The organism is Sphingobium sp. TA15, from assembly GCF_037101235.1.
GTDB lineage: Bacteria > Pseudomonadota > Alphaproteobacteria > Sphingomonadales > Sphingomonadaceae > Sphingobium > Sphingobium indicum.
The window spans coordinates 1,627,394-1,641,398 of the sequence record NZ_AP025355.1 but is presented as its reverse complement, the minus strand read 5'-3'; the positions used below and the strand labels follow the sequence as shown (position 1 = coordinate 1,641,398).

Sequence of the window (14,005 nt, the reverse complement as noted above, 5' to 3'; positions counted from 1 at the left end):
GAGGGGAGACGAAGAGGCTCAGCTTCCAGCCCTTCAAGCAAATCCATCGCTTGCGCGCCAGCCTGCTTGGCCTATCTCATCCCGACAGACGAATCGCAGCCGGAAAGACCTACATGACCGCCACTCATTCGACCCGCATGCTGATCCTCGGTTCCGGCCCGGCGGGCCTGTCCGCCGCCATCTACGGCGCGCGCGCGGGTCTGGCGCCGATCGTGGTGCAGGGCATGCAGCCGGGCGGGCAGTTGACCATCACCACCGATGTCGAAAATTATCCCGGCTTCCGCGACGTCATCCAGGGCCCCTGGCTGATGGAGCAGATGCAGGCGCAGGCCGAACATGTCGGCGCGCAGATGATGTACGACCAGATCGTCGACGTGGACCTTAGCGAACGCCCCTTCCGCCTGAAGGGCGACAGCGGCACGCTCTACTACGCCGACAGCCTGGTGATCGCGACGGGCGCGCAGGCCAAATGGCTGGGCGCGGAGGGCGAGCAGTTGTTGCAGGGCAAGGGCGTTTCGGCCTGCGCGACCTGCGACGGCTTCTTCTATCGCGGCAAGAAGGTGGTCGTGATCGGCGGGGGCAATACCGCGGTCGAGGAAGCGCTCTACCTCACCAACCACAGCCATGACGTCACGCTGATCCACCGCCGCGATTCGCTGCGGGCGGAGAAGATCCTGCAACAGCGGCTGTTCGCGCATCCGAACATCAGGGTGCTGTGGAACCAGGCGGTGGAGCGCTTCGTCGGCGGCGGCAATCCGGAAGGGCTGGTGGGCGTCGATCTGGTCGACACGGTGACGGGCCACAAGTCGCATATCGCCACGGACGGCGCTTTCGTCGCCATCGGCCACCAGCCCGCGACGGAACTGTTCGTCGACAAGCTGCCGATGGACGAAGGCTATCTGCTGGTGGAAAAGGGCACGACGAAGACCGCCATTCCCGGCGTGTTCGCGGCAGGCGACGTCAGCGACAAGGTCTATCGCCAGGCCGTGACCGCCGCCGGCATGGGCTGCATGGCTGCGCTGGACGTGGAAAAGTTCCTGGCCGAAGCCGATTTTGAGGCTGTCGCGGCCGAATGACGGGGCTGGACGGGGGATGGCGGCCCATCCCCACGCGCCAAGAGCCTATTCCAGCACCGTGATCACGATCGCATAATCCCCTGTCTCCGGATCATGGTCCAACGGGGCGCGTAATTGGCGCGACAGGCCGGTCAGGACTCGCCCATAGCGTTCCTCCAGCCGCGCGGTCATGTCCGGCGATCCGCGCAGCGCCGGCGAAAGGATGTGGAGCACCGCCCGGTCGGTGCGTCCCGGTTCCAATTGCACGGATATGCGCATCGCCGTGCGGGGATTGGACAGCATGGCGAGTTCCACCAGCTCGGTCAGCAGGAAGGCGACCGGCACCGCGACATCCTGGCTGATGTGCAGGTTGTCGCTGTCGATCTGGATGCCGAAGCGTCGCGCTTCGGCCGGGGCGGTGCCACGCAGGCTGGCCGACAATTCGCTGATCAGCGACCGCACCCCGACGCCGCGATGCTCCTCCAGCTCGGCATAATGGTTGCGATGGACGACCGACAGCGCGTCGACCCGCCGCTGGATCGTCGCATAGGCCTCGACCGCTTCGGCGTCATGGGCGGATCGCGCATGCAGGTTGATCAGGCTGGCGATGATCTGGAGGTTGTTCTTGACCCGGTGATGCACCTCCCGCGTCAGCTTGCGCTGGGTTTCCAGGCTCTCCGCCATCTCCGCCTCATGGGTGGCGACATCCTCGCTGATTTCGCGGAAGGTGTTGCCCAGCGCCACGATCTCCTGCGCCGGTGTGCGGATGCGCCGCATCGGTTCCAGCACCTCGCCGGGCTGATAGGCCGCCACCGTGCGGCGCAGCAGCACCAGAGGCCGTATCAGCAGGCGGTTGACGACGAACCAGCCGATGGCCGCCGCAGCAAACCACATCACCAGCGGCAGGAACAGCGACAACATCCGCGCGATGGTGACCGGCGGATCGCGCACCGTCATGGTAAGGACGATGTCGGGCGGGTCTAGCCGCGCGGAAAGCGTCGTGCTGTGCCCGCCCGCAAAGCTGGCCGGGCGGGTGATGAGCAGGCTGCGCCGCCCCTGGTGCAGGCTGATCTGCCGGTTCTGCGAGCTGCCCGCCGGGTTGGTCATCGCCTCCAGATAGCCGCGGGAATAATAAGCGATGGCGACCACCGCGCCATTGGCGCTCCTTGCCCGGCTGACGAGATAGGGCGAGTCCGGCAGCAGTTGCGCGGCGGCATCGTCGAAACGGTCCGACAGGGAAAGGCCCGCCGGCTCGGGCAGGGGCGATCCGCACAGCCGCCGGCCCGATCGGTCGTGGATATAATAACGGCCCCCGCCGCGATCATGAGAGGCCAGGAAGACCGAAAGGCGCGCGCACATTGCCGGATCGGCGCCCGACGTCGCGAAGGCATTGGCCGTCAGCATCAGCGCCGTTCGGTCGGACGCGAGATCGGCGGACAATTTCCGCGCGCTTTGCGTCACCGCGACGCGCAGCAGCGCTTCCTTTTCCAGATCGGTGGTGCGGATCGCCTGGAGCGAGGCGGCCAGGGCGATCAGGCCGAGCGGCAGCAGCGCCAGCGTCAGGATGAGGAACATCTTGACGCCGGTGGAATGCGAAACCGCGTTCAATTTCCGAAGCAGGGAAGCGGTCACCGAGGGAGGCATGTCCGCGGCGGGCGGCGGTGGAGAACTTCTGTCCATCTAGCTGACGCTGAACATCGAACGCCGATCTGTGGGGGAAGGCGTCGCTCGCCGGCCGGAATTTACCAGATGCGCCATGTCCCCTCCGCTTGTTTCCGGCTCCCCCCGGTCCGGCCGATCAGGGAGAGTCAGTCGAGCTTGCTGAGAAGGTCGAGCATTTCCGCGGGAATATCCTCATCGACCGCGCGCTGGTAGACGGATCGCAACGCATTGGCGACCTGCCCGTCATCTTTCGCGGCCGCCGCGCGTTTCTTGCGGGCGGCGCCGCCCTTCACGCCAGAATCCGGAGTGCTGGTGCCGACATCTTTCCTGTGCCCTCCCGTCACGTCCCGTTCCGTCGTTGAAGCAACCAAAACACGTCCCTCTGCAGCCATCAATGTCATGCCAGCCTGCTCTTTTGCGGCTTTCCCCTGGTGACGTCAATTCAGCGTCTGGGAAATCAAAACACAAAATTCCAAAGATTCTCGAAAAAACCGAACGGCAGTGAAACAAATCGTTGGGTTGTTGGTTCCCATGCCGAAGCATTTTTTGCCCGCCGCGCACGTTCGGTGGTTAGGATGGAGGCGATGCGGGCGCTGATGCCGAACGCATTTCCATTCCGACAGGGGGTTAAGGGGGCTTGCCACATCGGCATCGTCCATCCATCCTCCTGTCCGGCGAATGTTTCGAAATTTTGTTAAGGCGCCGCCTTAACTCAGGACAAGGCGCCCGATGGGCTGGGAGAAGTTTTACAGATGTCGCTTGGTCAGCAACTGCACCCCCACCTTCCTTTCTTGCGGCGTTATGCGCGCGCGTTGACGGGCAGCCAGGCGCATGGCGACGCTTATGTGCGCGCCACGCTGGAGGCGATCGTGGCGGCGCCCGACGAATTTCCCTCGGACGTCGATCCCCGCCTCGGCCTCTACAAGACTTTCCATGCCATCTGGTCCTCCTCCCACCTGGAGGACGTGCCGGTGCTGACCGGCGCCGACGGGCAGGAGGCGATCGCCCAAGCGCGCCTCGCCCGCCTGACGCCGCTGCCGCGCCAGGCGCTGCTGCTGACCGCGCTGGAGGGATTCACGGTCGACGATGTCGGTTACCTGATCGGCCTGGACAGCGACGATGTCGAGGCGCTGGTCAAGGAAGCGCTGACCGAGATCGAGGCGCAGACCCGCGCCAAGGTGCTGATCATAGAGGATGAGCCGATCATCGCGATGGACATAGAGACCATCGTCCGCGACCTGGGCCATGAAGTGACTGCCATCGCCGTCACGCGGGAGGATGCGGTGCGCGAAGCCATGGCGGAACGGCCCGGCCTGGTGCTGGCCGACATCCAGCTTGCCGACGATTCCAGCGGCATCGACGCGGTGAAGGACATACTTGCCGAATTCTCCGTGCCGGTGATCTTCATCACCGCCTTCCCCGAACGCCTGCTGACGGGCGAGCGGCCGGAGCCGACCTTCCTCATCACCAAGCCCTTCCAGCGTTCGACCGTCAAGGCCGCGATCTCGCAGGCGCTGTTCTTCGACGAAGCGACCGCCCCGGCCTGACCGCCGATCCCGGCGTTCGAAAATTAGGCTGGAGAGGGGGGAACCCCGGTCCGCGACTCGCGTTATTGATGCGTAACGATCGGGAGAGACCCCATGGTCGAACGGGAACGGCATATTGCGACGGAAGAAGCCCGGGCAGGCTCCACCCCGCATGTCGTGCGTTACGTGCTCGGCGTTTCACTGACGCTCGCGATCATCGTGATGATTGTGATATTATGGGGCTATTGAATGCTGCGGCAATTGGTCCTTGAGAAGAAAAAGATTGGGATGCGGACGCACATATGGCTTTGACGACTTCCGTTCATGCAGCGAGGGCGACAGCCGGAGAAGGGGTTGTTACCATGAGCGACGGCGTGGGCCAGGATGTTGAACGCGAAACGCTGTCCGACGCGGATTTCAAGCGGGAACTGGCTGCGGTCATTCCCCATCTCCGCGCTTTCGGCCGGTCCCTGTCGGGCAATCGCGACGTCGCGGACGACCTGGTGCAGGAAACGCTGCTGAAGGCCTGGGCGGCGCGCAGCCGTTTCCAGGCGGGCACCAACATGCGCGCCTGGACCTTCATCATCCTGCGCAATCATTATCTCTCGCAGATGCGCCGATCCCGCTTTCGCGGCGATTGGGACGATCTGGCGGCCGATCGCCTGCTCGCGGCGCCCGCCGGGCAGGACAAGCATGTCGAGCTGTCGGACATGCAACGCGCATTGCTGCAATTGCCCCAGCCCCAGCGGGAGGCCTTGATCCTGGTCGGCGCTGGCGGCTTCGCCTATGAGGAAGCGGCCGAAATCTGCGGCGTCGCCGTCGGCACCATCAAGAGCCGCGTCGCCAGGGGCCGCGCCGCGCTGGAGCAGATATTGGAAAATGGCGACCTGCCGTCCCGGCGCAGCCAGGAAAGCAGCGACGCGGCCGTGCTGGACGAGATCATGGACGATGTCGACCGGCTGAGCCGCGGCCGGGAGGCCAGGGAAGCAGGCGAAGATACCGACTCCGACCCGGACTGATCTGTGCTATGCTCTCCGCCTCGGGATACGAGGATCGGGAGAAGGAGAATGGACGAAGGTCGTAAGGACGAACCCTTCGAGCCGGCTCCCCTGCCGGGTCGGTCGCGGGGCAGCCTGATCATATTCCTGCTGGTGGCCATGGCGCTGCTGCTGGCGATCGGCTTTTTCTACATGACCAAGGATCGCGACGATCGCCGCGCCGACGCCTTGACGGAGGCGGCCGGTTCCCTCGACAGCGCCGCCCATATAGTGGGCAACGCCGCCAGGAGCGCGGCGGACACGCTTCGCAACCATGATTGACCGCCTTTGCCGGTCCGCTCCGCCCGCATGCCGACGGAGCGCGGCGGGCCCGCGATCCTGTTCAGAAAATCTTTGCGATTGTCGTGCAATCTGCCGCCAGTGTCGGATTTCCTTACAGCGCCTGTAAGCTGATCCGGCCATAACCTGCCCGCCGGGCGCAGCGGGAACGCGCGACAAATGATAAGATTGTTCAAACATTATGTGCCCTATGCGGTCCTGCTGCTCGGCCTGCTGGACTTCATGCTGCTGCTGGCGGCGGCCGAGGGCGGGTGGCTCCTGCGCGCCCGACAGATCGGCATGGAGGTCGACCATATCGCGACCCGCATCGCGCCGCTGCTCAGTTTCGGCATCGCGATCCAGACGGCCATGATCGCGGTCGGCGTCTACGGCCCGGAATCGCTGCAATCCATCCGCCATGCGCTGGCGCGGCTGCTGGTCGCCATCTCGCTGGGCGTGCTGTTCCTGTCGGTCATGCATTTCCTGCTGCCCGACATCACGCTCTGGCGTTCCAATTCGCTCTACGCCATGGGGCTGGCCATCGCCCTGCTGCTGGCGATCCGCCTCCTCCTGGGGTCGATGCTGGGCGGCGAGGCGTTCAAGCGGCGGCTGGTCGTGCTGGGCGCGGGCAATCGCGCCGACCGCATTCGGGAGATCGAGCAGCGCAAGGGCTCCGGCTTCCTCGTCGTCGGCTATATCGCGATGAACGACGGCGCGCAGGTGATCCCGGAAGCGATCAACCGCAACGCCATCTACAACCTCGCCGATTTCGTGGTCCGCCTGGCCGCCAGCGAGGTGGTGCTGGCGCTGGAGGAGCGGCGGAACGCCCTGCCGTTGGGCGACCTGCTGCGCATCAAGACCACCGGCGTCCATGTGAACGAAATCTCCACCTTCCTGGAGCGCGAGACCGGCCGCGTCGACCTGGACAGCGTGAATCCGAGCTGGCTGATCTTCTCCGACGGCTTTTCGGCGGGCCGCCGCCTGTCCAGCATCGCCAAGCGGCTGTTCGACATCGTCGCCAGTTCGATCCTGCTGCTGCTGACCGGCCCCGTCATCCTGCTGGCGGCAATACTGGTGAAGCTCGACAGCAAGGGCCCCGCCTTCTACCGCCAGCAGCGCGTTGGCCTTTACGGCGAGGAATTCTGGATCGTGAAGCTGCGCACCATGCGGCAGGACGCGGAACTGACCGGCCAGGCCGTCTGGGCGGAAAAGGACGATCCGCGCATCACCCGCCTGGGCTATTGGCTGCGCAAGCTGCGCATCGACGAACTGCCGCAGACCTGGACGGTGCTGAAGGGGGAGATGAGCTTCGTCGGCCCGCGCCCCGAACGCCGCCAGTTCGTCGAGGATCTGGAACAGCATCTGCGCTATTATGCGGAGCGCCACATGGTGAAGCCCGGCATCACCGGCTGGGCGCAGATCAACTATCCCTATGGCGCGTCGATAGAGGATGCCCGCAACAAGCTGGAATATGACCTTTATTACGCCAAGAACTACACGCCCTTCCTGGACCTGCTGATCCTGATCCAGACGCTGCGCGTCATCCTCTGGCCGGAGGGGGCGCGGTGAGCGGCCTGCTGCAATTCGTCGGCGACTGGGGCCATGCGCTGGCCGCCGTGCTGTTCGCGGCGCTCGGCATCTTCGCCCTGCGCCGCCGGGAGGAAGGCGCCGAACAGCGCCCGCTGGCCGTCGCGCTGCTGCTCACCTCCTGCTGGTCGCTCTACGTCTCCTTCGGCGGGGTCGACAAGCCGCTGACCGGCATCGGGGAGAATATCCGCAATGCCGCCTGGCTGCTGCTGCTGTTCGCGCTGCTGCGGCGGAACGGCGCCGCGCGAGGAGAATCGCTGCTGGCGATCGGATCTGTCTACGCCGCCGTGGCGGGGATCATCCTGCTCCAGACCTTCACGGACCTCATCTGGCGGCAATTGCCGACATCGAGCGACCTGCATCGCGCGCTTCTTCATGCCTCGCTGGTGCTGCACCTGATGACCGCCATCGGCAGCCTGATGCTGGTCCATCACCTCTACGTCAGTTGGCCGGTGCGCGAACGGCAGCGGGTGGCGCTGCTGCTGGGCGCGCTGGCGGCGATGTGGACATATGACCTCAATCTTTACGCCATCGCCGCCTTCGCCGTCGACCGGGCGAGCGACCTCTACGCGCTGAGGGGGCCGATGATGGCGCTGCTGGCGCCGGTGATCGGGGCGGGCATGCGCGCCGACATGGCGGGACGGCTGCAATTGTCGCGCGCCCTGACCTTCCAGTCGCTTTCCCTTGCCGCCATCGCGCTCTACGTCGCGGTGCTGGCGGCGACGGCGGTGCTGGTGGAACTAGTCGCCGGTCCCTATGCCCGGCTGGTCGAGATCGGCTGCGTCTTCTTCCTGGCGGTGAGCGCGCTGGTTCTGCTGCCCTCCCGCCGGCTGCGCGCCCTCTGGAAGGTGCAGGTGGCCAAGCATTTCTTCCAGCACCGCTATGATTACCGCACCGAATGGATGCGATTCGGCGATACGATAGGCCGCCCCGGCGACAACGCCCTGCCGCTGGGAGAGCGCGTGGCGAAGGCGGTGGCCGACATAACCGATTCCCCCGCCGCCCTCCTGATGCTGCGGGCGGAGGATGGCGCTCTGGCGTTCGAGACGCATTGGAACTGGCAGGGCGACAGGCCCGACGGGGCGGTCGTCCCCGCGCCGCTCGCCGCGCTCATCGAACAGAGCGGCTGGATCATCGACATCGACCGGCCGCCCAACGGCGCGGGGGAAATCAGCGCCCCCGGCTGGATGAGCCTCGATCGCCGCGCCTGGGCGCTGGTGCCGCTGATCCATTTCGGCCGGCTGATCGGCGCGATCCTGCTGGCTCGCCCGCCCATCGACCGGCGGCTGGACTGGGAGGATTTCGACATGCTGCGCGCCGCCGGACGGCAGGCGGCCAGCTATTTGAGCGAGGCGCAAGGGCAGCAGGCGCTGGACGACGCCCAGCGTTTCGAGGAATTCAACCGCCGCTTCGCCTTCATCATCCATGACGTCAAGAATCTGGTGAGCCAGCTTTCGTTGCTGGCCCGCAATGCGGAGCGGCATGCCGACAATCCGGACTTTCGCGCCGACATGATGCTGACGCTGAAAGAGTCGGTGGGCAAGATGAACGACATGCTCGCCCGCCTGTCGCAGCATAACAAGGGCCGGGCGGAGGAACCCCGCCCGATGGCGCTGCGCGATGTAGCGGAGCAGGTGACGCGAACCCGCTCGCGCCAGCACGCAATAGCCGTCACGGGCCACGCGCCGCCGGTGCTGGCCGATCCGGCGCGGGTGGAGCAGATCGTCACCCATCTGCTCCAGAACGCCATCGACGCCAGCAATCCGGACAGCCCGGTGGAATTGCGCCTGTCCGCCGACGGGACCGACGCTCTGCTGGAGGTGATCGACCGGGGCCGGGGCATGACCGCCGAATTCATCCGCCGCGAATTGTTCAAGCCCTTTTCGTCCAGCAAGGCGGGGGGCTTCGGCATCGGCGCCTATGAGGCGCGGGCGCTGGCCCAGGCGATGGGCGGGCGGATCGATGTGGAAAGCAAGCCCGGCGCGGGGAGCCGGTTCACATTGCGCCTGCCTTTGGCGCTAGGGGATTTTAGGGGGAAGGCCGCCTGATGAGCGACATGCGACCGAAATTGCTGATCGTGGAGGACGATCCGGGCCTGCAACGGCAGTTGCGCTGGGCCTATGAGGAATATCAGCTTTTCATCGCGGGCGACCGCGAGGAGGCGGTAGAGATGCTGCGCGAGCACGCGCCCGACGTGGTGACGCTGGACCTGGGCCTGCCGCCCGATCCCGACGGCACCAGCGAGGGTTTCGCCACGCTGGAGGAAATCCTGCGCATCAAGCCGGATACCAAGGTTATCGTCGCATCCGGCCATGGGGCCCGGGAAAGCGCGCTCCACGCCATTTCCGGCGGCGCCTATGATTTCTACCAGAAGCCGGTCGACATCGACGAACTGGGGCTGATCGTTCGCCGCGCCTTCCATGTCCATGCGCTGGAGCGGGAAAATGCCCGCCTCGCCGAAACCGCGCCGGAAGGGGGGCGAGTGCTGGGCCGGCTGATCACCGCCGCGCCTGAGATGATGAAGGTCGCCCGCACCATAGAGCGGGTGGCGGCGGCGGACGTATCCGTCCTGCTGCTGGGGGCGAGCGGCACCGGCAAGGAATTGCTCGCGCAGGGCCTGCACGACGCCAGCCCAAGGCGGCAAGGGGCCTTCGTCGCGATCAACTGCGCGGCGATCCCGGAAACGCTGCTGGAGGCGGAACTGTTCGGGCATGAGAAAGGCGCGTTCACCGGCGCAGTCAAGACCACGCCCGGCAAGATCGAACTGGCGCAGGGCGGCACATTGTTCCTCGACGAAGTGGGCGACATCCCGTTGGCCCTGCAGGTGAAGCTGTTGCGTTTCCTGCAGGATCGGGTGATCGAACGGATCGGCGGGCGCCAGCCCATAGCGGTCGACACGCGGATAGTCTGCGCCACCCACCAGAATCTGGAGGAGATGATCGTGGCGGGCACGTTCCGGGAGGATCTCTATTATCGCCTGGCGGAGATCGTGGTGCGCATTCCCGCGCTCCGGGAACGGCCCGGCGATCCGGCGCTGCTGGCGCGGCATTTCCTCAACCGCTTCGCTAAGGACATGAATCCGCAGGTGAAGGGCCTCGCGCCGGACGCGCTGGCGGCGCTCGACGCCTGGGGCTGGCCGGGCAATGTGCGCGAGTTGGAAAACCGCATGAAGCGCGCCGTCATCATGGCCGACGGCAAGCATGTGACCGCCGCCGACCTCGACCTGGACGGGGACCGCGCCGAGGGGGGCGATGTCGTGAACCTGAAGGCGGCGCGGGAAATGGCCGACCGCCGCGCCATCCGCCGGGCGATAGCGCGGACGGACGGCAATATCTCAGGCGCGGCGAAGATGTTGGGGATCAGCCGTCCGACGCTCTACGACCTGCTGAAGCAATATCGGATGCAGAATTAGCCGCCGCTAAATCCTCCCTGCGCGAAGCGTGGGGAGGGTCGAAGAGAGGCACGTGACTCTCCTCGACGCCGCCGAAGGCGGTGGTGGAGGGGAAATGGCATGACCTGCGCATTTTTCCCTCCGTCAGCGCTTCGCGCTGCCACCTCCCCATCTAGCGATGGGGAGGAATAGGTAACCCGACCAAATCGGCCTGCCTTTAAACCCTCTCGACTCCCAGATCCGCCGCGCTGATCCCCAGCCGCCTGATCTGCTCCGCCACCGGCGGCCAGACCGTATCCATGAACCGCGCCCGCTCCATGTCCCGCAACCGGCGCGTCGCGCCGTCAGCGACGAACATGCCGACGCCGCGCCTGACGACGATCAGCCCGTCGTCCTGAAAGCATTGATAGGCCTTTGCCACCGTCAGCGGATTGGCGCCCTGCTGCGCGGCCAGGGCGCGCACAGAGGGCAACATGTCCCCGTCGCGAAATTCCCCGTCCAGTATCGAAGCGGCAATGATCTCCCGAAGGCGGAGATAGACGGGTTTCGAATCGTCGGCCATGGTGCATCAGTGCCATAATACAGCGTGTCAGGTCAAGCGACGCCCTTGCGCAATATCGTGTCAACCATGCAACTATCTGTCCCAGATGGAAACTATATTGTCATATTCTGGCCGAGGACGCTCCTCCTGCTCCCGTCCCGGCGTGCCGATGAAGACGAAGCCGGCGATCCGTTCCCCGGCTTTGGCGAAGGCGGCGCGTACATCCTCGTTATAGCTGGGCCAGCCCGTCAGCCATCCGCCCGCAAAGCCCAGCGCATGAGCCGCATGGAGCAGGTTCATGATCGCCGCGCCCGCCGACAGTTCCTGTTCCCAAAGCGGGATCTTGCTGCCCTCGACCGGCGCGGAAAGCGCGACGACCAGTGTCGGCGCCTGATGCGCGAACTGGTGCATCGCCTCTATCTCCAGCCGTCCGGCATCGGGCTTTTCGGCGCGATAGGCATTTTCCAGCAATGCGGCGAGAGCGTCCCGCTTTTCCAACGGCACGATCACGAAGCGCCAGGGCGCCAGCTTGCCATGATCGGGCGTGCGCTGCGCCACTTCCAGGATCGTGCGAAGCTGGCCTTCGTCCGGTCCCGGCGCGATCAGGTCGCGGGGCTTGCCGGATCGGCGGGTCTGGAGGAGCGAGAGGGGCGAAGTGCGATCGTTGAACATGGCCGCCCAGATGGCCCGGCAACGCGCATGGCGCAAGGGGCGTGGCCGCTCTTTGACAGATGAATAGTTTGGGCTCTAGGCTGGCCTGGACAAGGGATGCGTTCCGCAGGCCCCGCAACAAGATAGGATCGGGAGCCGGATGGCGACCTCAGTTTCAACCGCGGCCGGCGCGGGGATGGGCAAGACCTGGCTTGGCCATCCGCGCGGGCTGTTCCTGCTGTTCTTCGTGGAGATGTGGGAACGCTTCTCCTTCTACGGCATGCGCGCGCTGCTGATCTTCTACCTGACGCAGCATTTCCTCTTTTCCGACCGCGACGCCAGCTACGCCTATGGCGCCTATATGTCGCTGATCTACATCTCGCCGCTGATGGGCGGCTATCTGGCGGACCGCTATCTGGGCCAGCGCAAGGCGGTGCTGTTCGGCGGCGTCGTGATCGCCATCGGCCATATCGTCCTGGGCATGGAAAGCGACGATGCGGGCGCGATGGGCCTTGGCCTCTTCTGGCTCGGCCTGGCGACCGTGATCACGGGCACGGGCTTCCTCAAATCCAGCGTTTCGGCGCTGGTGGGCCAGCTTTATCCGCGGGACGACATGCGGCGCGACCCGGCCTATACGATCTTCTACATGGGCATCAATGTGGGCGCGACCATGGGCCCCATCATCTGCGGCTATCTGGGCCAGACATGGGGCTGGCACTGGGGCTTCGGCGCGGCGTCGGTGGGCATGATCGCGGGGGTGATCGGCTTCATGCTGTGCAAGCCGCTGTTGCAGGGTCGGGGCGAACCCCGCGATCCCGAACGGCTGAAGGAACGGGTCGGCGGCGTCGTCAGCCGCGAATGGCTGGTCTATCTCTCCAGCCTGGCGTCGATCGGGCTGTGCTGGTTCCTGATCCAGAACCATGTGATCGTCGGCTGGATGCTGGCGGCGGCGAGCGCGGCCGTCGTGCTGTACATCCTCTGGGAAGCCTTTGGCCGGATGGAGCGGATCGGGCGGGACAGGATGCTGGCGGCGCTGTTCCTGCTTGTCGTCAACCCGATCTTCTGGGGCCTCTACGAACAGACCGGATCGTCGCTCAGCCTGTTCACGGATCGCTATACGGACCGCACCATATGGGGCTTCAACGTCCCCGCCTCGATGTTCCAGTCGGTCAACGCCGCCTATATATTGATGTTCGGCCCGGTCCTGGCGGGCCTGTGGATCTGGCTGGCGAAGCGGGGATGGGAACCTTCCACCCCGGCCAAGTTCGGCATCGCGCTGGCGCTGGTGGGCGCGGGATTCCTGATCCTGGTGGCGGGAACCGGAGCGCCCGGCACGCTGACGCCGGTGCTGTTCATCTTCCTGCTCTACCTCTGCCACACGCTGGGCGAACTCTGCCTGTCGCCGGTCGGCCTGTCCGCCATGTCGAAACTGGCGCCGTCGCGGATGATCGGCCTGATGATGGGCATCTGGTTCCTGGCGATGGCGCTGGGCGAATATGCCGCCGGTCTGATCGCCGCGGCCACGGGCGGGGAGGGCGGAGCCGCCTCCCGCGGCGACGTGCTGGCGGTTTACGGCACGATCGGCTGGTGGTCCGTCGGCGCGGGACTGGCCGTCATGGCGCTGGCGCCGCTGGTGAAGCGGCTGATGCACGCCGACCGCTTCGCGGAGGAGGGCGAGTAGGGCGGCGCTACCGCGTCGCGCCCCAAATGTCGCTGGCGCGGACAAAGCCCTTCTGCCCGCCGACGTCGAAGGCGCACCAGCCCTTGCCGCAGGAGGAAAGCCGTCCCACCACGCCCTTCTGAGCGCGGAACAGGGCGCGGCCGTCTTCACTGGGGGAATCGCGCATCGGCGCGATGTCGGCGGTGACGATGGCGGTCGGCGTGTCGCTCAGCAGGCGCACATGCATCCAGCCCTGCGTGCCGCTCGGATCCTCCACCTTGCGCCACAGGCCCAGCACCTGCACCACCTTCACCGGCAGGTCGCGGCGGCGATAGACCCAGTTGGACGGGTAATCCAGGCTGGGGCCGACGCGCATGCGCGCCTCCTCCTGCGTCAGCGAAGCCCAATAGGGCACCGGCTTCGCAGGCGCGGCCCATGCCCCGCCCGTCCAGCACAGCGCCGCCACCATGCCCGCGCCCAGATAGCCCTTCATGCTCATATCGTCCCCATCGTCTGACCCTCCGACCATAGCCGTTCGCGGCCGTCAGCGACAACCGCTCTCTTGCGGATATGGATAAGCGCTTGACCATCGTGCTCCCGGGGAATAGCGGCCGGA

The 14,005-nt window shown here is 65.8% G+C and carries 14 protein-coding genes; 9 read left to right on the top strand and 5 right to left on the bottom strand.

Annotated features, from left to right (window positions below; genetic code table 11):
• Positions 1-113 precede the first annotated feature (113 nt).
• Positions 114-1,076, top strand: a complete 963-nt coding sequence (gene trxB / locus Sj15T_RS08155) for a thioredoxin-disulfide reductase (protein WP_007688234.1) — start codon at positions 114-116, stop codon at positions 1,074-1,076.
• A gap of 45 nt (positions 1,077-1,121) precedes the next feature.
• On the opposite strand, the gene Sj15T_RS08150 is transcribed toward trxB, so the two are convergent.
• Entirely contained in the window at positions 1,122-2,630 is a 1,509-nt protein-coding gene (locus Sj15T_RS08150; RefSeq protein WP_049775160.1) for a sensor histidine kinase, read from the bottom strand.
• Positions 2,631-2,863: 233 nt separating this feature from the next.
• Complete coding sequence (locus Sj15T_RS08145) at positions 2,864-3,118, bottom strand: NepR family anti-sigma factor (protein ID WP_125445834.1); 255 nt, start codon at positions 3,116-3,118, stop codon at positions 2,864-2,866.
• A gap of 351 nt (positions 3,119-3,469) precedes the next feature.
• On the opposite strand from Sj15T_RS08145, the gene Sj15T_RS08140 reads away from it, so the two are divergent.
• The 7 genes from Sj15T_RS08140 to prsR all read left to right on the top strand — a co-directional run bounded on the left by Sj15T_RS08140 (position 3,470) and on the right by prsR (position 10,558).
• Positions 3,470-4,264, top strand: coding sequence for a response regulator (locus tag Sj15T_RS08140; RefSeq protein ID WP_007688227.1), 795 nt, complete (start codon positions 3,470-3,472; stop codon positions 4,262-4,264).
• Positions 4,265-4,357: 93 nt separating this feature from the next.
• The gene (locus Sj15T_RS08135; protein WP_007688224.1) at positions 4,358-4,492 is read left to right on the top strand and encodes a hypothetical protein; all 135 of its coding nucleotides are present in this window, start codon (positions 4,358-4,360) and stop codon (positions 4,490-4,492) included.
• 113 nt (positions 4,493-4,605) lie between these two features.
• The gene (locus Sj15T_RS08130; RefSeq protein WP_007688223.1) at positions 4,606-5,262 is read left to right on the top strand and encodes a sigma-70 family RNA polymerase sigma factor; all 657 of its coding nucleotides are present in this window, start codon (positions 4,606-4,608) and stop codon (positions 5,260-5,262) included.
• A gap of 48 nt (positions 5,263-5,310) precedes the next feature.
• Positions 5,311-5,562, top strand: a complete 252-nt coding sequence (locus Sj15T_RS08125) for a hypothetical protein (RefSeq protein WP_013040569.1) — start codon at positions 5,311-5,313, stop codon at positions 5,560-5,562.
• 177 nt (positions 5,563-5,739) lie between these two features.
• Entirely contained in the window at positions 5,740-7,128 is a 1,389-nt protein-coding gene (locus Sj15T_RS08120) for a TIGR03013 family XrtA/PEP-CTERM system glycosyltransferase (protein ID WP_013040568.1), read from the top strand.
• The gene (prsK, locus tag Sj15T_RS08115; protein ID WP_013040567.1) at positions 7,125-9,194 is read left to right on the top strand and encodes an XrtA/PEP-CTERM system histidine kinase PrsK; all 2,070 of its coding nucleotides are present in this window, start codon (positions 7,125-7,127) and stop codon (positions 9,192-9,194) included. The genes Sj15T_RS08120 and prsK overlap by 4 nt, the downstream gene beginning before the upstream one ends.
• Positions 9,194-10,558 (top strand): PEP-CTERM-box response regulator transcription factor, encoded by a 1,365-nt coding sequence (gene prsR, locus Sj15T_RS08110; RefSeq protein WP_007688219.1) that lies wholly within the window; start codon positions 9,194-9,196, stop codon positions 10,556-10,558. Before prsK ends, prsR begins: the two co-directional genes overlap by 1 nt.
• A 196-nt stretch (positions 10,559-10,754) precedes the next feature.
• Here prsR and Sj15T_RS08105 read toward each other — a convergent pair whose 3' ends face one another.
• Positions 10,755-11,099 (bottom strand): GntR family transcriptional regulator, encoded by a 345-nt coding sequence (locus tag Sj15T_RS08105; protein ID WP_007688218.1) that lies wholly within the window; start codon positions 11,097-11,099, stop codon positions 10,755-10,757.
• 72 nt (positions 11,100-11,171) lie between these two features.
• Positions 11,172-11,750, bottom strand: coding sequence for a nitroreductase (locus tag Sj15T_RS08100; protein WP_013040566.1), 579 nt, complete (start codon positions 11,748-11,750; stop codon positions 11,172-11,174).
• Positions 11,751-11,889: 139 nt separating this feature from the next.
• Here Sj15T_RS08100 and Sj15T_RS08095 point away from each other — a divergent pair, with 139 nt between their 5' ends.
• Positions 11,890-13,410 (top strand): peptide MFS transporter, encoded by a 1,521-nt coding sequence (locus tag Sj15T_RS08095; protein WP_007688216.1) that lies wholly within the window; start codon positions 11,890-11,892, stop codon positions 13,408-13,410.
• A 7-nt stretch (positions 13,411-13,417) separates the two neighbouring features.
• Here Sj15T_RS08095 and Sj15T_RS08090 read toward each other — a convergent pair whose 3' ends face one another.
• Positions 13,418-13,888 (bottom strand): SH3 domain-containing protein, encoded by a 471-nt coding sequence (locus tag Sj15T_RS08090; protein ID WP_013040565.1) that lies wholly within the window; start codon positions 13,886-13,888, stop codon positions 13,418-13,420.
• Positions 13,889-14,005: the final 117 nt, after the last annotated feature.